The following is a 21,566-nucleotide window of genomic DNA, read 5'->3' as shown; positions in this document are numbered from 1 at the left end:
GCCCGCCGCCGTTTCATCCCATGCCCAGGAGCCCGATGCCGCTGACCGAGGACCGCTACGCCCGACTGGATGCCGCACGCTGGCTGGCCGCCGCGGCAGTAGTGCTGCTGCACAGCGCCGCCCTGATCGTCAGCGATCCGTCGGCCTACGGCAATGGCGCCTGGCTGGCCGCCAACCTGTACGACTCGGCGGCCCGCTGGTGCGTGCCGGTGTTCGTGATGGTCAGCGGCGCCCTGCTGCTGGACCCCTCCAAACCCCAGGATGCCAAGCGCTTCTACACCCGGCGCATGGCCCGCATCTGCGCGCCGCTAGTGTTCTGGACGCTCTTCTACCTGGTCTGGCGCACGGCGCTGGATTGGTGGGACGACGGCCGCGTGGACTTTTCATTCTGGCCGCGCAAAGTGGTCCAGGGCGAACCGTACTACCACCTCTGGTATCTCTACATGATCGTGGGCCTGTACCTGTTCGCGCCGCTGGTGCGCACACTCTATGCACGCAGCACGCCGCGTTCGCGATCGCTATGGGTCGTGGGCATCCTGGGACTGGCCATCCTCGAGGCCCTGTACCGCCGCGCGCTGGGCGCCCAGCCGGGCTTTTTCCTGACCTGGTTCCTGCCCTACCTGGGCTATTTCGTGGCGGGCCGCCAGATATTCGACGGCGAATTGCGCGTGCCGCGACCGGCCCTGATGCTGGGCGCCAGCGTAGCGGCCACGGCCCTGGGCGTGCACATCATGTCCAACGGCCGGACACTGGACACGTACTTCTACGACTACTTCAGCCTGACCGTGCCGTTCATGTCGCTGGCCGCGTTCCAGTGGATCGTGTCGTCGCCGCGCCTGCCCCGGCTGGCGGCGCTGGCCCCGCTGACGTTCGGGGTGTACCTGATCCATCCGGTGTTCCTGGACCTGGCGCACCGCGCCGGGGCCTTCACCGGCGGGCGCCGCGACGCCTGGCTGGTGCCCTTGCTGACGCTGGCCGTGTTCGCGTTATCGGCGGCCAGCAGCTGGCTGTTGCGGCGCCATCCGGCCACCCGCAAGCTGGTCTGAAAAACCTACGCCGCGAAGGGTTAATCGGCATTTGCGCGAGATCAAATCCAGCCCCCCCGATCTTCACCAAGCTTCACCGATCTTCACGGGCGTGGGGAAAAGTGTTGGGGTACAATTCACGGCTTATTTGATCGGCCAGACACCGATTTTTCTTCGCGCCAGAACGGATCTAGCCATCCCCTTTCAAACCTGCAAGGGCTTGGCCAAGCTCAAGCTGTCCTGGCTTTTTAACGCCGGGCCGCCCCAAGAAAGACGCCCCCAGTAAGGGCAGCTAGCCCACGGAAGTGGGCGCGGCGTTGGGGGAAATATTCATCCGAGCGGAGGGAATCATGACCGACATCGGTCGGATGGCACATGTTGTGCCAGCTCGCACCCAGCTACCCGTCAGCGCTTATTTTGACGAAGCCCTCTTTGCCCGCGAGCAAGAACTCATTTTCAAGCAATCCTCGCAGTACGTCGGCCACCAGAAGCTGGTGCCGGACGTCGGGGATTGGCGTACGTTGGCCCAGGAAAGCGGAGGGCGCGTGCTGGTTCGCAACCAGCAAGGCGTTGAACTCATCTCAAATGTCTGCCGCCACCGCCAGGCATTGATGCTGGGCGGCCAGGCCGGCGACGTGGCCGGCACCTGCAATTCGCACGGCAACCTGAGGGCGACCGGCGGCAATATCGTCTGCCCGCTGCACCGCTGGACGTACAACAACCAGGGCGAGCTGCTGGGCGCGCCGCAGTTCGACACCACGCCCTGCATGAACCTGCAGAAGTTCCGCCTGCGCGATTGCCACGGCCTGCTGTTCGAAGGCCCGCGCGACCCCGCCGCCGACATGGCGCCGCTGTTCTCGCGGCCCGAGTTCGACTTCGGCGACTACGTGCTGGACCACGTCGAAGTGCACCAGTGCAACTACAACTGGAAGACCTTCATCGAGGTCTACCTCGAGGACTACCACGTCGGCCCGTTCCATCCGGGCCTGGGCCGCTTCGTCACCTGCGACGACCTGACCTGGGAGTTCAACGACTGGTACAGCCTGCAAAAGGTCGGCGTGCACAACGCGCTGGCCCAGCCAGGTTCGGATGTGTACAAGCAATGGCACGACCGCCTGCTGTCGTTCCGCGAAGGCGACGCACCGGATTTCGGCGCGGTCTGGGTCACGTATTTCCCGACCCACATGATCGAGCTCTATCCGCACGTGCTGGTGCTGTCGACGCTGTACCCCAAGAGCCCGCAGGAAACCGTGAACGTGGTCGAGTTCTACTACCCCGAGGAAATCGCTGCCTTCGAGCGCGAATTCGTCGAGGCGCAGCGCGCGGCCTACATGGAAACGGCCATCGAGGACGACGAGATCGCCGAACGCATGGACGCCGGCCGCAAGGCCCTGATGCTGCGCGGCGTGAACGAGACCGGCCCCTACCAGTCGCCGATGGAAGACGGCATGCAGCACTTTCACGAGTGGTACCGCCGCACCATGCAAGAACGGCTGTAACGCCCCCTTCATGAAAAAAGGCCTTGCAATCGCAAGGCCTTTTCTTTTGCGGCGCGGTCGCCGCGCAATGCGCCTCAGCGGTCCAAGGCACCCGCGACCGTGCGCTCGCCGATCGCCAGGCCCACGGTCATGCCGACGCCCGAGTGCATCACCGCCACCGTGGTGGCCGCGTCCACCGGCATTACCGAGAACGGTGCCGGACCGTGCGTGCCGTACACGCCCTGCCAGCGTTCCAGCACCCGCAGCCGTGCGCCCAGCGCCTGCTGCGCCAGGTCCAGCATGGCGTCGTCCACGGCCTCGTCGTTGAACGGGAACGCATCCTGGCCGTAGCGGTGCGAATCGCCGATGATCAACTCGCCATACGGCGTGGGGCTGATGAGCAGATGGATACCATTTTCCAGCAGCATCGGGCTGCGCGCCTGGATCACGTCACGCAGCGCCAGCGCCGACGGCAAGTCGGAAAAGGCGCCGTAGTGCACGCAGGACAGACCGGTCAGGAGCGGGCGATCCAGCGCCATGGGACGCGTCTCGAACGCCGCGCGCAGCATCTGCAGGCGCGTCACTTCCAGGTTCAGCGGCGCAAAGCGCTCGGGCAGCAGCGTCAAATAGTCGTGGCCGGGGCACACGAACACGTGCGAGCCGACGAAGTCGCCCGCGGTAGTGGCGACCTGCCCTTGTTCGACGGCACGCGCCAGCGTGCCGGTAATGAATTGGACGCCCAGCGATTCAGCCAGGTAGCGCGTGATGGCCGGCAAGGCTTCGCGGGAATAGATCTGCAGGTCGTCCAGGCCGCGCAATCCGGCGCAATGGTGCGCCAGCTGGCCGTCGTACAGCTTGGCCACGTCGCGGCCCGACAGCAGTTCGGCGCGGTAGCCTTCCTGCTGCAGGCGGGTCTCGGCGAATTCGTCCAGCACGTCGGCCTCGTCGGCATTGCGCGCCAGGACCAGCGCGCCGTTGGCGCGGACGTGGAAACCGGCCTTGCCCGCCAAGTCCAGCCACAGCTCGCGCGCCTGCTGGGCGTGCGACAGCATCATGCCCGGCGCCTGGCCGGTCACGATGACCTGGCCGAAGTTGCGGATGGTGGCGCCATGCGCCTGCCGGCTGCGCTCGATCACGGCCACCGACAGACCGCGCTTGGCGGCGGCCCAGGCATGCGCGATGCCGAGCATGCCCGCGCCGACCACGATTACGTCGAATTTTTTCATCTGAATAGCATTGCGAGAGGACTGGCGGGGGAAGCGCCTGCGGACGCAGGCGCTTCCCGGCGAGCGGCCCGAAGGCGCTTACTTCTTCTTGGGCTCGGACTTGCCGTCGTAGCGGCGGGTCCACTCGGCGATGATGCGTTCGCGGTTGGTGGCGGCCCAGACGAAGTCGTTCTTGATCATGCGCTTGGTCAGGTCAGCCGGCAGGTTGGGGTTCGACGTGGCGATCGAGGGAATCGCGAGCACGGCGAAGTTGGCCTTGTACAGCTCGTTGGCCTCGCGGCTGGCCGAGAAATCGGCCAGCTTGCGCGCCGCTTCCAGGTTCTTGGTGCCCTTGACGATGGCGGTGGCTTCGACTTCCCAGCCCAGGCCTTCCGACGGGAACACGGCTTCGACCGGCGCGCCGTCGGCCTTCAGCTTGGCGGCGCGGTAGTCGAACGACACGCCGATCGGGAATTCGCCGGCGGCGGCCATGTTGCAAGGCTTGGAGCCCGAATGCGTGTACGAACCGATGTTCTTGTGCAGCGCGTCCATGTAGGCCCAGCCCTTCTCTTCACCGAAGATCTGCAGCCATGCGCTCACGTCCAGGAAGCCGGTGCCCGACGAGGCCGGGTTCGGCATGACGATCTTGCCGGCGTAGACCGGCTTGGTCAGGTCTTGCCACGAGGTGGGCTTGGGCAGCTTCTGCTTTTCGGCCTCGACGGTGTTAAAGCAGATGGCGGCGGCAAAGCCGTCCATGCCGACCCAGGTGGGCTCGGCCTTGGCGTCGCGCATGTTGGCGGCGATCTGGTCCAGGCCCTTGGGGGCGTAGGGCTGCAGCATGCCTTCCTTGTCCATCAGGCCCAGCGAGGTGCCGGCCAGGCCCCAGATCACGTCAGCCTTGGGGTTACCCTTTTCGGCCAGCAGCTTGGCGGTGATGATGCCGGTGGAATCGCGCACCCACTGGATCTTGATGTCGGGGTTGGCCTTTTCGAAGGCGGCCTGGTAGACCTTGATCTGGTCCGCTTCCAGCGCCGTGTAGACGGTCAGCGAGGTCTCGGCGGACGCGGCGCCCATCATGCCCGTCAGGGCGGCGGCCAGTGCAAGCAGTTTGAAGCGATTCATGAGGAAACTCCGTGGGTGAGCGGAAAAAAGGGTGAATCAGGTCGCCGCGGCCGGCGGATGCCCGCCGCGGTGCAGGTCGGAAAACGGTTCAGAAAATGCCGGCGTCTGCCTCAGGGACGTTGCCCCGCCGCCAGGCGGGCTTCGATGTCGGTGATCACGCCAGGCAGGTCTGCGACGGTATCGATCAGGTAGTGCGGCGCGGCGGGCGACAGCTCCTGGCTGGCGCGTTCGCGGGCCTCTTGGCGACCGGCCTCGTCCAGGCTCAGGTATTCGTCCAGCGTCAGGCCGGCGGCGTTGCCGGACAGCAGCAGGCCGACCGTCCACATGCCCGCGCGGCGGCCTTCTTCGATGCCGGGGGCAGTGTCGTCGACCTTGATGCAACCAGCCACGTCGGACAGGCCCAGCTCCACCACGTTCTTGAGCGCCATGGCGGGCGCCGGACGGGCGCGCGGCACGTCGTCGCTGGCGACGATGCAATCCGGCTCCAGCCCTTCGCCGGCGGCGCGCTCGACCACGCGGCGCATCACGCTGCCGGGGTAGCCCGAGCACGAACCGATCTTCAGGCCGTGCTGGCGCAGCGCGCGCAGCAGTTCCGCCGCACCGGGGATGGCGGCCGAATACTGCGCCACCTTATCCAGCTGCATCGGCAGGAAGCGCTCGTAGATGGCGGTCACGTCGTCATCGCTGGGCAGGCGGCCGAACTGGGCCTGGTACTGCTGGGCGATGACGGGCTCGTCGCACAGGGCGCGGATGTGGTCCCACTTGCCCACGCCCATCGGGCCGCGGGCCTGTTCCAGTGTCACGTCCATGCTGAATTGCGCGAACGCGTCGACGAACACCTTGGTGGGCGCGAAGGAACCGAAGTCCACCAGCGTGCCGGCCCAGTCGAAAATCACCGCTTCCAGGCGGACGGGCAAGGGTTTGACAGTCATGAGGATCTTCCTTCAGAAATATTCAATCAAAGCGCGGCGGGACGGCGCCAGGCCTGGCTGCGCGCCACCAGGGCGCGGCTGGCCAGATGCAGGACCAGCGCCGCGACCGCCGAACTGGCCATGATCACAGTGCACATGGCGGCGGCGGGGCCGATGAAACCGGCGTCATCCATATTCAGCACCGCCACGGCGGCCAGCACCGTAGACGGGCTGTACAGGAACACGACGGCCGACACGGTGGTCATGGCGGACACGAACAGATAGCGCGCCACATCCAGCGCGGCGGGCAGGCACATCGGCAGCGTCACGCGCACGAACGTGGTCAGGCGCGGCACCTTCAGCGACGCGGAAGCGGCTTCGAACTCGGGATCCAGCGCATTCAGGGCGGTGGCGGCCGTGAGATGCGCGCTGGTGTAGAAGTGCACCACCGTACACAGCACCAGCAGCGGCATGGTGCCGTACAGCACGTTCAGCGGATTCATCGTGCTGTTGAAGAAGAAGATGTAGCCCAGGCCCAGCACCAGGCCCGGCACGGCCATCGGCATCAGCGCCAGCATCCCCACGGCGCCGCGCAGGCCGCGCGCCACCGTGCCACGGGCCGGCACCTTTTCCATCATCCAGGCGCCCAGGAACACCACCACGGTGCCCAGCACGGCGGTGCAGAACGCCAGTTCCAGGCTGTTGCGCCAGGCCAGCCAGCCGCCGCCGTCCATGTTGTCGAAATCGTACGAACGCAGCGACAGCGACAGGTTGTAGGGCCACATCTTCACGAACGACGCCCACACCGCCACGCCGATGATCAGCAGCAGGAACCCCGCCATGGCGCCGGCCAGCAACAGGAACGCCGCATCGCGCCGGCGGTTGACGCCGGCGGCATAGGGCTGGGCCCGGCCGCTCATCTGGGCGCCCTGGCGGGCACGCAGGCGACGATCCAGCACGAAGGTCAGCACGGCGGGCAACAGCAGCAGGATGCCGATGGCCGCGCCCTTGGGGAAATTCAGCTGGCCAACTACCGCCTTGTAGGCTTCCATCGCCAGCACGTTGTAGTCGCCGCCCACGACCTTGGGCACGCCGAAGTCCGTCACCGTCAGCGTGAACACCACGCAGCAGGCCGAGAACACCGCATAGCGCGTGCCGGGCAGCGTCACCGTCATGAAGGTGCGCAGCGAGCCCGCGCCCATGGCGCGCGCCGCATCGTACAGACGGCCGTCGGCCAACGCCAGGCCGGTCATCAGGATCATCAACGCATGCGGAAAGGTGTAGAAGACCTCGCCGGCGACGATGCCCCAGAAACCATAGATCGTGGCGCCCCCGAACAGGCCCTTGAGCAGGCCCTGGTTGCCCAGCAGATACACCAGCGCGATGCCGGGCAGCAGCGACGGCGCCAACAGCGGCAGCAGCGCGATGGTGCGCAGCAGGCCCTTTCCGGGAACGCGGCAGCGGGTCAGCGCATAGGCGAATGCGTAGGCGCAGGGCACCACCAGCATCATGGTGACCGCGCCGACGGCCAGGCTGCGCCCGACCATGGCCATGAAGCCATCGGCGCCGATGATGCCCAGCACCACCGACAGGCCGGCCCAGTCGCCGTTGCCGTCGGTGACCGCCTTGACCAGGATGCCGCCCAGCGGCAATGCCAGGAACAGCACCAGGAACAGGACCAGGGCGCCCTGCCCCAGCGTCAGGCCCAGCGCGCCGACCCAGCCCGGCAGGGGGCGGCGGCCCAGCGGCGCGGCAACGGGTGCGGCGGCGGGCGTGGGCACGGTGGCGGGGGCGCTGGCCACGGCGGAATCAAGCGTAGGCGCGAATCGCATGGCGCGGCAGCTCCACCCAGCAACGGCTGGCAGCGTGAGGGCCCAGCAGGGCGTCTCCGGTTTCAGGGGATACGATCGAATGCACCGTGGCGCCAGGCACGCCTTCCAGGCGCAGCGCCAGGCGGTAGCCGCGGCCCAGGAACACGCCGTCCAGCACGTCGGCCAGCATGGTGTTGGGTTCTTCCGGGCGCGCCACGCTCACGCGTACCGCTTCCGGGCGCACGAACAGCTTGCCGACGTTGCGTTCCAGAGTCTCGTCCACCGCCAGTTCCTGGCGGCCGACCCGGGCGCGGTGCGCATCGATGCGCTCGAACGGCAGCCAGTTGGCTTCGCCGACGAAATCGGCGATGAAGGCCGAACCCGGCTGGCGATACAGTTCGCGCGGCGTGCCGAACTGCTCGATGACGCCGCCGTTCATGACGGCGATGCGGTCGGCCATCACCATGGCCTCTTCCTGGTCGTGCGTCACCATCAGGGTCGTGATGGACAGGCGCTTTTGCAGGGCGCGCAATTCGATCCGCAGGTGCTCGCGCACCCGGGCGTCCAGCGCCGACATGGGTTCGTCCAGCAGCAACAGGGACGGCGACGGCGCCAGCGCGCGGGCCAGCGCCACGCGCTGCTGCTGGCCGCCCGAAATCTGTCCCGGGTATTTATGCGACGCGCCGGCCAGGCCGACCAGCGTCAGCATTTCCTCGACCCGGTCGGCCACGTGCTTGCGGTGGGCCCGCTTGCCGCTCAGGCCGTAGGCCACGTTCTGGGCCACGGTCAGGTTGGGAAACAGCGCATACGACTGGAACAGGATGCCGTAGTCGCGCGCTTGTGGCTCGGCGTGGGAAATATCGCGGCCGGACAGCAGGATCTTGCCGCTATCCTGGCGCTCCAGCCCGGCGATGGCGCGCAGCAAGGTGGTCTTGCCGCAACCGGACGGCCCCAGCAGGCACACCAGCTCGCCCGCCCGGATATCCAGGGACACATCAGACAGCGCCGTGTGGGCGCCAAACCGCTTGACCAGGTTGCTGACCGACAGAAAGCCCCCGCGCTGCGCTCCGGTCTGGGGCATAGCGCCCGTCGGAAGAGGGTCTGTGTCGCGTTGGAGCTGTTGGGGCATGGTGCCTCCGGTCTGGGAACGAAGGCAGTATGGAAGCCGCGTATTGAGTGTTTATGACACTTCGCGCAAATGCAGTAATAAAAACATCAAATTATTTTGGTGTACTGGCGGTCTTGCGCATTGCGTCCATTTACCAGGCCCCAGAACACCGTGCTCGTCGCCGAATTGAAATCCTTCTATGCCGTGGCTCGCTGCGGCACCGTCACCAAGGCCGCCGCCCAGCTGGGCGTGAGCCAGCCCACGGTGACGGGGCAACTGCGCCAGTTGGAATCGCGCTATGGCGTCGAACTGTTCCACCGCCAGGGCCGCGGCATGCGGCTGTCGGACGCCGGGCACAGCCTGATGCCCATGGTGGAAAAGCTGGTGCAGCAGGAAACCGAGATCGATTTCCGGCTGCGCGACGCCAGCGACCTGCGCGAGGGCAACCTGCGAGTCGGCGCCACCGGCCCCTTCTACATCATGGATACGGTGCGGCGCTACAACCAGCGCTACCCCGGCATCGACCTGACGGTGACCATCGGCAACTCGCAAAGCATGCTGCAGGCGCTGCATGACTATCGCATCGAGATTGCCACATCGTCATTTCTGATGGATGACAAGCATCTGTACCGCCGCTTGATCGCGGCGGACCCGATCCGCGTGGTCACCCACCGCGACCACCCGTTGGCCCGGCGCGGCCAGGTGACGTTGGCGGACCTGGCCGACCACGCGCTGCTACTGCGCGAACCTGGCTCGATGACCCGCCAACTGACCGAGGACGCGCTGCAGGCAGCCGGCGTCAGCGTCAAACGCACGCTGGAGATCGGCAGCCGCGAATCGATCCGCCAGGCGATTCTGTGCGAGCTGGGCATCAGCCTGATCCCGTCGCGTGAAATTCCGTCCCATCCCGATCTGGTCGCGCTGGACATCCAGGGCGCGGACATCGTGATGCACGAATACCTGTACTGCTTGCGCGAGCGCCAACCGGTGCAACTCATCGCGCGCTTTCTGGAGATGGCGCCGGCAGCCGGCTGATCCACGGATCACTGCCCGCCTCTTCCCCTTGCGGCCACTCAGGAGACAAACATGGCCTTGACCTTGCAGGACATTGAGCAGCTTTTCCTGGAACGCGGGCACCGTTCCTATCATGGCGAATCCGTCAGCCACCTGCGGCACGCGCTGCAGACCGCGGCCCTGGCCGAACGCAACGGCGCCAACGCGCCCTTGATCACGGCTTGCCTGCTGCACGATCTGGGCCACCTGATCGCGGACCATCCCGACACCCCCACCCTGCGCGGCGTCGACGACAAGCACCAGTATTTCGTGCTGCCGTTCCTGCGCGGGCTGTTCAGTTCGGCCGTGCTCGACCCGATCCGGCTGCACGTAGAGGCCAAACGCTACCTCTGCTACGTGGAGCCGCAGTATGAAGCGTCGCTGTCGCAGGATTCAAAGCGCAGCCTGGCGCTACAGGGGGGCAGCTTCGATGCGGGCCAGGCGGTGGATTTCGCCAGCATGCCGGGCGCGCCGGATGCGATCCGGCTAAGGCGCTGGGACGACATGGCGAAGGTGCCGGGCCTGGCCACCCCGCCGCTGGACCACTTCCTGGAGATCGCCGAAAGCGTCTCCAGCAGGGTCAAGCTGGCGGCGGTCTGGTAGGACGCGAAAGGCCTATTCGCCCTTGGCCACCGGCCGGGACGGATCGCTGCACCATTCGCTCCACGAACCCGGATACAGGCGCGAGCCGGCCAGGCCGGCGATTTCCATCGACAGCAGGTTGTGGCAGGCCGTGATGCCCGAGCCACACTGGTGCACGATCGTCTTGGGATCGCGCCCAGCCAGCAGCGCGGTGAATTCTTCGCGCAGCTGGCCGGCGTCCTTGAAATGGCCGTCGGCCTGCAGATTCTGGCCGTTCGGGCGGTTCAGCGCGCCGGGAATGTGGCCGGCCACCGGATCCATGGGTTCGACTTCACCGCGGTAGCGGTTGGCGGCCCGCGCATCGATCACCGTGAACGCGGGCTGGGCGATATTGTCCAGCACCGCCTTCGCATCCACGCTGCCCGCCAGCGGGGCGCCCGGGACCACCGGCGCGCCCGGCTGCACGGTGGGCGCCGGTTCCGTGGTGGTGGGCAGGCCCGCGGCCAGCCAGGCCTGCCAGCCGCCGTCCAGCACCGCGACCTGGCCGTGGCCCAGCCAGCGCAGCATCCACCACAGATGGGCGGCGTACATGCCGCCGCTGGCGTCATAAGCCACCACCAGGGTCTGGGGCGTGACGCCGTGTGCGGCCATCAGCGCGCCGAATTGGGCGCGGTCGGGCAGCGGGTGGCGGCCGTTCTTGCCGGTGCGGGCTGCGGCCAGCTCGGTTTCGTGGTCCAGGTAGCGGGCGCCGGGAATGTGGCCGGCGGCATAGGCCTCGTGGCCGGCGGCGTGATTGGTCAGGTCGTGCCGCACATCGAACACGCGCACGTCCGCGGCGCCGAGGCGGGCAGCCAGATCAGCCGCGGAAATCAGGGTCGTCGTCATCGGGAAGGCTCCTCTCGCTTCGTCGAAATCGCGGCGTCAGGCCGGCTTGGGGTCGCGCATGGTACGCCACACCGACAGCAGGCCCGCCGAAATGATCAGGCCCATGCCGGCCCAGGCCAGACTATCCAGGGTGTCGCCCCAGAAACCCATGCCGATCAGGGCCGCGAAGATAATCGTGCTGTATTGCAGCGCGGCGGTCAGCAGCGCCGAGCCCATGCCGAACGCCCGGGTCATGGCCAATTGGCCGAACAGGCCCGCCACCCCCACGCCCAGCAGGGACGCGTAGCCGGTCCAGTCGGCGTGGCCCCAGCCTTCGAAGCCCAGACCCGCGAAACTGGACACGCACACCGCCACCGAGAAGAACAGGACCGTGCGCCATTCAGGTTCGCCGATGCGGCCGAGCTGGCGGATCTGCATCATGGCGATCGCGGACATGGCGCCGGCGCCCAGGCCCAGCAAGGCGGCCAGCCATTGGTCTTCGTTGATGCTGGGCCGTAGCACGGCGATCACGCCCAGGAAACCCAGCGCAACGGCGGCGATGCGCACCGGGTCGCGTTGCGCGCCGCCCCACCCCAGCATCCAACAGGCGATGAACAGCGGCGCCGTGTAGTTCAGGCTGGTGGCGGTGGCCAGGGGCAAGTGGGCGATGGCGAAGAAGCCGAGCCACATTGAGGTGACGCCGGACAGGTTGCGCCAGATGTGCAGCTTCCAGCTGGTCGGAACGATGGATTGGCGGCCGGCGCGCGCCCACAGCAGCAGCAGGATCACCGACGGCAGGCCGCGGAACAACACCACCTGCGGCAGCGACGCGCCGTGCTCGGTGCCCAGTTTCACGAACGAGCCCATGACGGCGAACATGGCGGACGCCAGCAACATCCAAAGTGCCTGCATGGGGGGATTGCGCTCAGGTGAAAGTGGGGGGGCTAAGGGAAAGCGATACTATACTCTTCGTCACCGGCCGCGGCGCCGCCAGTCGGGGAACTGGCGCGGCGCCGCGCAGTCAAAGCCGGGGTATTTCCCGCTCGCAGAGGAACAAAAAAACATGAAACGCATTGTCCTGTTCGTCATCACCAACCTGGCCGTCATGCTCGTGCTGTCGGCCACGCTACGCATCCTGGGCGTAGACCGCTACATCACGGCCAACGGCCTGAACCTGAACGCCCTGCTGATCTTCTCGGTGGTCGTCGGTTTCACCGGCGCGATCATCTCGCTGCTGATCAGCAAGCCCATGGCCAAATGGAGCACCGGCGCGCAGGTGCTGGATCCCAACGCGCCCCGCAACGCACGCGAAGCCTGGCTGCTGGACACCGTCCACCAGTTGGCGGACCGCGCCGGCATCGGCCGCCCGGAAGTCGCCATCTATGACGGCGCCCCCAACGCCTTCGCCACCGGCGCCTTCAAGAACGACTCGCTGGTCGCCGTGTCCACGGGCCTGCTCGAAAGCATGAGCGAGGAAGAAGTCGCCGCCGTGCTGGCCCACGAAGTGGCGCACATTGCCAACGGCGACATGGTCACGCTGACCCTGATCCAGGGCGTGGTCAACACCTTCGTCGTGTTCCTGGCCCGCGTCGTCGGCTACTTCATCGACCGCGTCGTGTTCAAGAACGAACGCGGCATCGGCCCGGGCTACTACGTCACCGTGCTGGTCTGTGAGATCATTTTCGGCATCCTGGCCTCGATCATCGTGGCCTGGTTCTCGCGCCAGCGCGAATACCGCGCCGACGCCGGCTCGGCCCACCTGATGGGCGCGCGCGAACCCATGATCCGCGCCCTGGCCCGCCTGGGCGGCCTGGAGCCGGGCGAACTGCCCAAGTCGTTCGAAGCCTCCGGCATCACCGGCAAGGGCGGCCTGGCGGCCATGTTCGCCTCGCACCCGCCGATTCCGGCCCGCATCGCCGCCCTGCAGAACGCGCGCGTGATCTGACCCCTGCCGCGGCGTGCGCCGCGCCGGCCACAAAAAAAACCCTTGATCGCTCAAGGGTTTTTTCTTTGGGTGTCTGGCGTATCAGCACTCGACGATATTCACCGCCAGGCCGCCGCGCGCCGTTTCCTTGTACTTGGTTTTCATGTCGGCGCCCGTCTCGCGCATGGTCTTGATGACGGAATCCAGCGACACATAGTGCTGGCCGTCGCCGCGCAGCGCCATGCGGGCCGCGTTGACGGCCTTGATGGACGCCATCGCGTTGCGCTCGATACAGGGAATCTGCACCAGGCCGCCGACCGGGTCGCAGGTCAGGCCCAGGTTGTGTTCCATGCCGATCTCGGCCGCGTTCTCGACCTGCTCGACCGAGCCGCCCAGGGCCGCCGCCAGGCCGCCGGCCGCCATCGAACACGCCACGCCGACCTCGCCCTGACAGCCGACTTCGGCGCCCGACAGCGACGCGTTGTACTTGTACAGCAAGCCCACGGCCGCCGCGGTCAGCAGAAAATCGCGCACGCCTTCGCGGTTGGAACCGGGGACAAAGCGATCGTAATAGTGCAGCACCGCCGGAATGATGCCCGCCGCGCCATTGGTCGGCGCGGTGACCACCCGGCCGCCGGCCGCGTTTTCCTCGTTGACCGCCATGGCGTACAGGTTGACCCAGTCCATCACCGACAGCGGGTCGGACAGCGTGCGCTCGGCGCGCTGCGTCAGATTGCGGTACAGCTCGGGAGCGCGGCGGCGCACGCGCAAGGGGCCGGGCAATTCGCCGTCCGCCTCGGGATAGTTGATGCCACAGCCGCGCGACACACAGTCCTGCATCACCTGCCAGATGCGGTCCAGGCCGGCGGCGATCTCGCCGGCGTCGCGCCAGGTCAGCTCGTTCTTCATCATCAGCTGCGCCACGGACAGGCCGTTTTCACGGCACATGGTCAGCAGTTCTCGGCCCGTGCGGAACGGGAACGGCAACTGGTCGTGCGCGGCGATGACCTGGCTGTTGGACGCGCCGGCCGTCACGACGAAGCCGCCGCCCACCGACAGATAGCGGGCCTCGCGCAGCGATTGGCCCTCGGCGTCAAAGGCGTGGAATTTCATGCCGTTGGGGTGTTCGGCCATGGCTTCGCGGCGATAGAACATCATGTGTTCCTTTTCCACGAACGGCACCGGATAGTGCCCCAGCAGCGGCAACTGGCGGCTGGCGCGCACCGACGCGATCATGCCGGCGATGGCGGCCGGGTCCACCGTGTCAGGGGCCTCGCCCATCAGGCCCAGCAGCACGCCCTTGTCGGTGCCGTGGCCCTTGCCGGTCGCGCCCAGCGAACCGTAGAGCTCGGCGCGCACGTTGGCCACCCGCGGCAGCAGGCCGTCGCGTTCCAGGCCCTGCGCGAACAGCAAGGCAGCCCGCATCGGGCCGACCGTATGAGAACTGGACGGGCCAATGCCAATTTTGAACAGATCGAATACGGAAACGGCCACCAGAACTCCCATGCATCCACGAATGATCCGGCAATGATACGCGCAAGGCCGCGCCGCGCGCAGCAAAGCCCTGCGGGGCGTATGCTGTATTGCAGGGACGGGTTTCCCCGCCCGCCCTGGCATGCGATCATTACAGAATTATTTCTTGTCATAAAAAGAATGGAACGACTCCAGGATGTCCGGACTTATTACCCTGCTTGACTTCGCCGGCTACGTCGCCCTGCTGCTGTGGGGCGTGCATATGGTCCAGACAGGCGTACAGCGCGCCTTTGGCGCCGCCCTCGGCGCCGCCCTGGGCCGCGCCCTGGGCACCCGCCTGCGGGCCTTCGCCGCCGGCCTGGGCATCACCGCCGCCCTCCAGAGCAGCACCGCCACTGGCCTGATGATCACCGGCTTTGCCGCCGGCGGCCTGGTCGGCCTGGTCCCCGCGCTGGCCGCCATGCTGGGCGCCAACGTCGGCACGACGCTGATCGTCCAGCTGCTGTCCTTTGACCTGACCTCGCTGGCGCCCATCCTGATCCTGGCCGGCGTCTGGATGTTCCGCCGCTATCCGCCCGGCCGCACCCGCGACCTGGGCCGGGTCTTCATCGGCCTGGGCCTGCTGCTGCTGTCGCTGCACCAGTTGGTCGAGCTGTTCGAGCCCTTCCAGACCGCCCCCATGCTGGGCATGATCCTGGACGCCCTGGCCACCCAGCCCGTGGCCGCCGTGCTGCTGTCGGCCGCCTTCACCTGGGCCGCCCACTCCAGCGTCGCCGTCGTGGTGCTGGTCATGTCCCTGGCCAGCCACCACATGGTCGCCCCCCACGTCGCCTTTGCCCTGGTACTGGGCGCCAACCTGGGCACCGCCATCAACCCCATGATCGAAGGCGTCACCGGCGACGACCCGGCCGCGCGCCGCCTGCCCCTGGGCAACCTCTTGACCCGCATCCTGGGCGTGCTGGCCGGCCTGGTGCTGCTGCCCTGGCTGCAACCGCTGATGAGCGACCTGTCCAGCGACCCGGCCCGCGCCGTCGCCAACTTCCACACCCTGTTCAACGCCGTCATCGCCCTGGCGTTCCTGCCGCTGCTGGCGCCCTATGCCGCCCTGCTCACCCGCTGGCTGCCCAAGCGCGCCGATCCCAACGACCCGGCCCGCCCCCAATACCTGGATGAATGGGCCCACGACATCCCCGCCGTGGCCCTGGGCAACGCCGCCCGCGAAGCCCTGCGCATGGCCGACATGCTGCAGACCCTGCTGCTGTACGCCCGCGCTGGCTTCAAGCGCGACAACCGCCACCGCATGGTGCAGGCCCGCCAACTGGACGCCGCGCTCGACAAGCTCGAAAACGCCATCACCACCTATCTGGCCACCCTGGACCAGGAAAACATGACGCGCGACGACCTGCAGCGCCTGGACGACATCCTGGCCTTCACCAGCAACATCGGCCACGCCGGCGACATCGCCCACCATGGCCTGCTCAGCCACATCGCCAAGCTGCGCAAACAGGGCTGGACCTTCTCGCCCGAACAACGCGCCAGCCTGGACAACACCCTGGGCGAACTGATCTCCAACCAACGCCAGGCCGCCGCCCTTTTCGTCAACGACGACCTGCGCCAGGCCCGCGCCCTGGCCGGCGAAAAAGCCCGTTTCCGCACCATCGAAACCCAGGCTGCCGATACCCACCTGCAAAAGATCAAGGCTGGCCAGGTCGACGCCGCCGAAGTCGGCGCCCTCTACCTGGACATCCTGCGCGACATGAAGGGCATCAACTCCCACTTGGTAGGCGCCGCCGCCTACCCCCTGCTCGCCCGCCACGGCGAACTCCTCCCCAGCCGCCTGCGCGAAGCCGGGAATTAGGGCCCCCACGCTGCACACGCTTCGCGTGCTTGCTGCCCCCCGAGGGGGCTGCCCGGCCTTCGGGCGGCCGGGCGGCCGGGCGGCTATCTTTGCGGGGCGTTGTCTCCAATTTCCTCGCCGCGCGCGACAGCGCTTGCTGGCCACGACGGGGCTGCCCGGCCTTCGGGCGGCCGGGCTGGGCGGGCGACGCAAACCTCTCCCCTAACCCTCGGCCTGGCAGCGCTTCAATTCTCGGAACCGGTAGCCCGGCGCGGGTTGGGCGCAGGGGTGCGCGCCGTTAGATGCGCCCGAGGGAATCCGTAGGAGTCGCCGAAGGCGAGGACGAGGATGACAACGGGGCAGTCCGGAGCGAAGGCTCCGGACCGCAATCGTAGGCGCGCATCCCTGCGCCCAACCCGTGCCGGGCGGCCTACGAAGCCCCCCGCCCACACCACACCAAAGGCCGCCCCCCGTCGCGCGCAGCGACGCCACTACCTCAAAGGTAACGCTTGAACCACTCCAGCATCCGCTTCCACCCATCCGTGGCCGCATCAGCCCGATAATTCGCCCGATAATCCGCCATGAACGCATGATCCGCGTCCGGATACACCACAAACTCCGACCGCTTGGCATTCTCATTGCCGCCGGCAAGCTTGCCCTTCATGATCTCGATATCCGACACCGGAATGCTGGCGTCCCTGGCCCCATACAACCCCAGCACCGGCGCATGCAGTTCATTGACCACGTCAAACGCAACACGCTTGATCAACGGACCATGCCCGGCGCTCAGCTTGCCGTACCAGGCCACGCCGACCTTCACGTCCGGGTTGTGCGCCGCATACATCCAGGTCAGGCGACCGCCCCAGCAAAAGCCCGTCACCGCGACGCGCTTGGGATCGCCGCCATGCTGCGCGGCCCACGCCACGCTGGCGTCCAGATCGGCGAACACCTGCTCGTCGGACACCTTGCTGACGATCTCGGCGATCAACTTGGGAATATCGGTATAGGTCGACGCGTCGCCCTGGCGCTGGTACAGATTGGCGGCCACGGCCAGATAACCGGCCTTGGCGACGCGGCGGCAGACGTCCTTGATGTGTTCGTGGACCCCGAAGATCTCCTGCACTACCAGCACGACGGGCAAGTCGCGCTTGCCCTCGGGGGCGGCGTAGTAGGCGTCAAGGGTCCCATCGGCCACGGGCAGCTGGAAATCTCCGTGGACCAACCCCTGGGTGTCCGTGTGGATCACGGTGGGGGCGACGTTGCCGGCGGCGGCGGAAAAACTCATGGCGAACTCCTGTGTAGGGATCAACGCGGGGCCGGCGCCCCGCGATTCGCCATCAGGGCGCTCGCGACTCGACCGGCCAGGATCAGAACGAAGCCGGGTATCGCGAACGCCGCGCGTCAGTGCGTGTGGACATGCTCCGTGCGCGCCGCGCCGTGGCCGGCATCGTGCTCGTGCCCGTGGTGCATCAGCGTCGTCACGCTGTAGATCAGCGCCACGCCCACGCCCACCAGCAACAGCTGCGGCACCGCATCGGCCAGGGATACCCGTTCGTGCATCTGCGGCATCAGGTCGGCCACCGAAATGTAGAGGAAGCTGCTGGCGGCAACCACCAATACGTACGGCACCCAATCCTGGGCTTGCTGCAGCACGAAGTAGCCTATTATGCCGCCCACGGCTGAACACAAGCTGGTAAACAGGATCAGCGCGAACGCGCGCCGCCGGGCCAGGCCCGCGTTCAGCAAGACGACGAAATCGCCCAGCTTGTGCGGCACTTCGTGCACGATGATCGAGGCCGCCGTCAGCACGCCCAGCAGCGGATCGGTCAGGAAAGCGGCCGCCACCAGCACGCCGTCGCACAAATTGTGCAGCGAACTGCCGATCAGGATCAGCACCCCGCCGCGGCCCGCTTCATGGCGGTCGTGACCCGAATGATGATGGTGCCCGTCGCCCTCGTGGTGGTGGCTATGCCGCAGCAGCGCGATCTTCTCCAGCACGAAAAAGCCGATCAGCGACGCCAGCATCAACCCGAACAGCACGTGGGCATCGCCCACCGCCCCTTCGAACGCCTCGGGTAGCAAATGCAGCAACGCCACCGACAGCAACACGCCCACGGACAGGCTGACCATGTGATGCAGGTATTGGGCGAATACCTTGTAGGCCAGCCAGCTGGCGACAAGGACGGCAATGAGGCCACCGGTGACGGTGGCGAGCAGGACCCAGAGCAGCAACATTTTGGGGACGGTTTATTGGCGGGAAAGCGCAACATTATATTGTTTCACCCCCAAAAGCGGAAATGGGCCGCCCGAGGGCAGCCCATTTTCTATTGCCAGACTCGCCGGCAACCGTCCTCTGCGGCACCTTGGCCGGGCAAGCCGCCGAGACCATCAAGGCCCGTGGCAGCGCTACCGCGTCCAGACTCTTAGTGGGCCTGCTCCCAGTTCTTGCCCATGCCCACCTCGGCTACCAGCGGCACCCGCAACTCGGCCACATTGCACATCAGCCGCGGCAGCGCTTCCTTGACCAACTCGATTTCGGCGTCCGGCGCTTCCAGCACCAGTTCATCGTGCACCTGCATGATCATGCGCGTCTGCAGCTTTTCGGCGTCAAGCCAGTCCTGCACCGCCACCATCGCCATCTTGATCAGGTCGGCCGCCGTGCCCTGCATGGGGGCGTTGATCGCCGCCCGCTCGGCGCCCTGGCGGCGCGGACCGGACGCGCCGCGGATTTCCGGCAATTGCAGCCGGCGCCCGAACACGGTTTCCACGTAGCCCTGCTCGCGCGCCACGCGGCGGGTGTTTTCCATGTACATCGCCACGCCCGGGTAACGGGCGAAATACCGGTCGATGTAGGCCTGCGCGGCATCACGGGTGATGCCCAGGTTGGACGCCAGGCCGAACACGCCCATGCCGTAGATCAGGCCGAAGTTGATGGCCTTGGCCGCGCGGCGCTGCTCGGACGACACATCCTGCAAGGACACGCCGAACACTTCGGAGGCCGTGGCCCGGTGGATGTCCTCGCCGGCGGCGAAAGCGCGTTGCAGGTTGGCGTCGTCGGACACGTGCGCCATGATGCGCAGCTCGATCTGCGAATAGTCGGCCGACAGCAGCAGGCCCTGCTCGGCGATGAAGGCCTCGCGCACGCGGCGCCCGGCCTCGGTGCGCACCGGAATGTTCTGCAGGTTGGGATCGGACGACGCCAAGCGGCCGGTAATGACCGCGGCCTGCGAATAGCGCGTGTGCACCCGCCCCGTATCGGGGTTGATCATGCGCGGCAGCTTGTCCGTGTAGGTGGACTTCAGCTTGGACAGTCCGCGGTATTCCAGCAGCACCTGCGGCAGCGGGTAGTCCTGCGCCAGCTTGCTCAGCACTTCTTCGTCGGTGGACGGCGCGCCGCCGGCGGTCTTGCGCACCACCGGCAGCTCCATGCGGCCGAACAGGATCTCGCCCAGTTGCTTGGGCGAATTCAGGTTGAACGGCTGCCCGGCCAGCTCGTAGGCCTTTTGCTCGAGCTGCAGCATTTCCTGGCCCAGCTTGTGGCTCTGGCGGCCCAGCTCGGCCGCATCCACCTTGACGCCGTTGCGCTCGATGGTGGTCAGCACGGCCGACACCTGCATCTCCAGCAGGTAGATGCGTTCCAGCCCGGCATCCGCGGCGACCTGCGGACGCAACACGTGGTGCAGCTGCAGCGTGAAGTCGGCGTCTTCGGCGGCGTAGTGGCCCGCCTTGTCCACCGCCACTTCGTCGAAGCCGATCTGCTTGGCGCCCTTGCCGCACAGGTCCTCGTAGGACACGCCGCTGCGGCCCAGGTAGCGTTGCGCCAGGTCGTTCAGGCCGACCCGATTGTGCGATTCCAGCACATACGCCTGCAGCATTGTGTCGTCGGTGATGCCGGCCAGCCGGATGCCTTCGTTGGCGAACACATGCGCGTCGTACTTGGCGTGGTGCAGCAGCTTGGCGCGCGAGGCGTCCTGCAGCCACGGGCGCAGACGTTCCAGCACCTCGGCCTTGGGCAGCTGCGTCGCGCCGTCGGGGCCGCGGTGCGCCACCGGGATGTAGCAGGCCACGCCCGGCGCCACCGCCATGGACAGGCCCACCAGCTTGGCCTGCATTTCGTCCAGCGAGGTGGTTTCGGTGTCCAGTGCCACCAGTTCGGCGGCCTGCAGCTTTTCCATCCAGGCGTCGAAAGCGGGCCAGTCCGAGATGATCTGGTAATCCAGCTCGGTAGGCGCGGCGGGAACCTCGGCGGCCACGCGGGCGTCGCCCGTCGGCACGCGCTCGATATCGCCCGTCAGGTCGCGCAGCCAGGTGCGGAAACCGTAACGCTCGTAGAGTTCGGTCAGCGTCGCCTCGTCGCGGCCGCGCGGCGTCAGGTCATCGACGCTTGCCACGTGACCGGTCAGGTCGCAATCGCACTTCACGGTGAGCAGTTGGCGCGTCAGCGGGAAGTTGGGAATCGCCTCGCGCAGATTGCCGCCCGCCACGCCCTTGATGCTCTCGGCGCCTTCGACCAGCTTGTCGATCGACCCGAATTCCGAGATCCATTTGGCGGCCGTCTTGGGACCCACCTTGGTCACGCCCGGCACGTTGTCGACCGTGTCGCCCACTAGCATCAGGTAGTCCACGATGCGGTCCGGCGGCACGCCAAACTTGTTGACCACGCCGGCCTCGTCCAGCACTTCGCCGCTCATCGTGTTGACCAGCGTGACGTGGCTGTTGACCAACTGCGCCAGGTCCTTGTCGCCGGTGGACACGATCGTGTGCACGCCCTGCTCGGTGGCGCGGCAGGCCAGCGTGCCGATTACGTCATCGGCTTCGACGCCCTCGATGGCCAGCACCGGCCAGCCCAGCGCGCGCACCGCGCGGTGGATGGGTTCGATCTGGGCCGCCAGGTCTTCCGGCATGGGCGGACGATGCGACTTGTATTCCGGGTACAGATCGTCGCGGAAGGTCTTGCCGCGCGCATCGAAAATACATGCGGCATACTCTGCCTTATAGTCGGATACAAGCTTGCGCAACATATTGACCACGCCGTACAGCGCCCCTGTGGGTTCGCCTTGCGCGTTGCGCAAATCAGGCATAGCGTGGAAAGCGCGGTACAGGTAACTTGAACCGTCGACCAGCAATAGGGTTTTTTTCATGGTTACAAAGGCAGATATGGCAACAACGGCGG

At 66.9% G+C, this 21,566-nt stretch carries 17 protein-coding genes; 6 read left to right on the top strand and 11 right to left on the bottom strand.

Going from position 1 to position 21,566, the window contains the following annotated elements; all coding sequences use genetic code 11:
- Nucleotides 1-35 precede the first annotated feature (35 nt).
- Nucleotides 36-1,046 carry an acyltransferase gene (locus tag A9974_RS10175; RefSeq protein WP_183003970.1) on the top strand — a complete coding sequence of 337 codons (1,011 nt, stop codon included), beginning with the start codon at nt 36-38 and terminating at the stop codon, nt 1,044-1,046.
- Nucleotides 1,047-1,375: 329 nt separating this feature from the next.
- Entirely contained in the window at nt 1,376-2,524 is a 1,149-nt protein-coding gene (locus A9974_RS10170) for an aromatic ring-hydroxylating dioxygenase subunit alpha (protein WP_183003969.1), read from the top strand.
- A 74-nt stretch (nt 2,525-2,598) separates the two neighbouring features.
- Here the strand turns inward: A9974_RS10170 and A9974_RS10165 are convergent, their stop codons facing one another.
- The 5 genes from A9974_RS10165 to A9974_RS10145 all read right to left on the bottom strand — a co-directional run bounded on the left by A9974_RS10165 (nt 2,599) and on the right by A9974_RS10145 (nt 8,633).
- Nucleotides 2,599-3,729 carry a TIGR03364 family FAD-dependent oxidoreductase gene (locus A9974_RS10165; protein ID WP_183003968.1) on the bottom strand — a complete coding sequence of 377 codons (1,131 nt, stop codon included), beginning with the start codon at nt 3,727-3,729 and terminating at the stop codon, nt 2,599-2,601.
- Nucleotides 3,730-3,807: 78 nt separating this feature from the next.
- Nucleotides 3,808-4,830: a putative 2-aminoethylphosphonate ABC transporter substrate-binding protein gene (locus A9974_RS10160; RefSeq protein ID WP_183003967.1), complete on the bottom strand. Its 1,023-nt coding sequence runs from the start codon at nt 4,828-4,830 to the stop codon at nt 3,808-3,810.
- 110 nt (nt 4,831-4,940) lie between these two features.
- Nucleotides 4,941-5,762: a phosphonoacetaldehyde hydrolase gene (phnX, locus tag A9974_RS10155; RefSeq protein ID WP_183003966.1), complete on the bottom strand. Its 822-nt coding sequence runs from the start codon at nt 5,760-5,762 to the stop codon at nt 4,941-4,943.
- 26 nt (nt 5,763-5,788) lie between these two features.
- A complete protein-coding gene (locus tag A9974_RS10150; protein ID WP_183003965.1) occupies nt 5,789-7,573 on the bottom strand; it encodes a putative 2-aminoethylphosphonate ABC transporter permease subunit in 1,785 nt (594 codons plus the stop codon).
- Nucleotides 7,551-8,633, bottom strand: coding sequence for a putative 2-aminoethylphosphonate ABC transporter ATP-binding protein (locus A9974_RS10145; protein WP_183003964.1), 1,083 nt, complete (start codon nt 8,631-8,633; stop codon nt 7,551-7,553). Before A9974_RS10145 ends, A9974_RS10150 begins: the two co-directional genes overlap by 23 nt.
- Before the next feature lie 198 nt (nt 8,634-8,831).
- Between A9974_RS10145 and A9974_RS10140 the strand changes: the two genes are divergently transcribed.
- Both A9974_RS10140 and A9974_RS10135 read left to right on the top strand, forming a co-directional pair.
- Entirely contained in the window at nt 8,832-9,695 is an 864-nt protein-coding gene (locus A9974_RS10140; protein WP_183003963.1) for a LysR family transcriptional regulator, read from the top strand.
- A gap of 51 nt (nt 9,696-9,746) precedes the next feature.
- On the top strand, nt 9,747-10,316 hold the full coding sequence (locus A9974_RS10135) for a phosphonate degradation HD-domain oxygenase (protein ID WP_183003962.1): 570 nt from the start codon (nt 9,747-9,749) through the stop codon (nt 10,314-10,316).
- A 12-nt stretch (nt 10,317-10,328) separates the two neighbouring features.
- On the opposite strand, the gene A9974_RS10130 is transcribed toward A9974_RS10135, so the two are convergent.
- Both A9974_RS10130 and A9974_RS10125 read right to left on the bottom strand, forming a co-directional pair.
- The gene (locus A9974_RS10130) at nt 10,329-11,180 is read right to left on the bottom strand and encodes a sulfurtransferase (protein ID WP_183003961.1); all 852 of its coding nucleotides are present in this window, start codon (nt 11,178-11,180) and stop codon (nt 10,329-10,331) included.
- A 36-nt stretch (nt 11,181-11,216) separates the two neighbouring features.
- On the bottom strand, nt 11,217-12,071 hold the full coding sequence (locus A9974_RS10125) for a DMT family transporter (protein ID WP_183003960.1): 855 nt from the start codon (nt 12,069-12,071) through the stop codon (nt 11,217-11,219).
- A 151-nt stretch (nt 12,072-12,222) separates the two neighbouring features.
- Between A9974_RS10125 and htpX the strand changes: the two genes are divergently transcribed.
- Nucleotides 12,223-13,104, top strand: a complete 882-nt coding sequence (gene htpX / locus A9974_RS10120; RefSeq protein ID WP_183003959.1) for a protease HtpX — start codon at nt 12,223-12,225, stop codon at nt 13,102-13,104.
- Between the two features lie 81 nt (nt 13,105-13,185).
- On the opposite strand, the gene A9974_RS10115 is transcribed toward htpX, so the two are convergent.
- Complete coding sequence (locus tag A9974_RS10115; RefSeq protein ID WP_183003958.1) at nt 13,186-14,577, bottom strand: L-serine ammonia-lyase; 1,392 nt, start codon at nt 14,575-14,577, stop codon at nt 13,186-13,188.
- 175 nt (nt 14,578-14,752) lie between these two features.
- On the opposite strand from A9974_RS10115, the gene A9974_RS10110 reads away from it, so the two are divergent.
- Nucleotides 14,753-16,414, top strand: coding sequence for a Na/Pi cotransporter family protein (locus A9974_RS10110; protein WP_183003957.1), 1,662 nt, complete (start codon nt 14,753-14,755; stop codon nt 16,412-16,414).
- A gap of 475 nt (nt 16,415-16,889) precedes the next feature.
- On the opposite strand, the gene A9974_RS10105 is transcribed toward A9974_RS10110, so the two are convergent.
- From A9974_RS10105 to polA, 3 genes are all read right to left on the bottom strand, one after another.
- Nucleotides 16,890-17,678 carry a dienelactone hydrolase family protein gene (locus A9974_RS10105; RefSeq protein WP_183003956.1) on the bottom strand — a complete coding sequence of 263 codons (789 nt, stop codon included), beginning with the start codon at nt 17,676-17,678 and terminating at the stop codon, nt 16,890-16,892.
- Nucleotides 17,679-17,794: 116 nt separating this feature from the next.
- Entirely contained in the window at nt 17,795-18,628 is an 834-nt protein-coding gene (locus A9974_RS10100; protein ID WP_183003955.1) for a ZIP family metal transporter, read from the bottom strand.
- Nucleotides 18,629-18,816: 188 nt separating this feature from the next.
- Nucleotides 18,817-21,534, bottom strand: a complete 2,718-nt coding sequence (gene polA / locus A9974_RS10095) for a DNA polymerase I (protein ID WP_183003954.1) — start codon at nt 21,532-21,534, stop codon at nt 18,817-18,819.
- Nucleotides 21,535-21,566: the final 32 nt, after the last annotated feature.

This window comes from Achromobacter sp. UMC71 (genome assembly GCF_014170305.1).
In the GTDB taxonomy this organism is placed as follows: Bacteria; Pseudomonadota; Gammaproteobacteria; order Burkholderiales; family Burkholderiaceae_B; genus Achromobacter.
The sequence above is the reverse complement of the archived record's forward strand: the minus strand, read 5'-3'. Positions and strand labels throughout refer to the sequence as shown.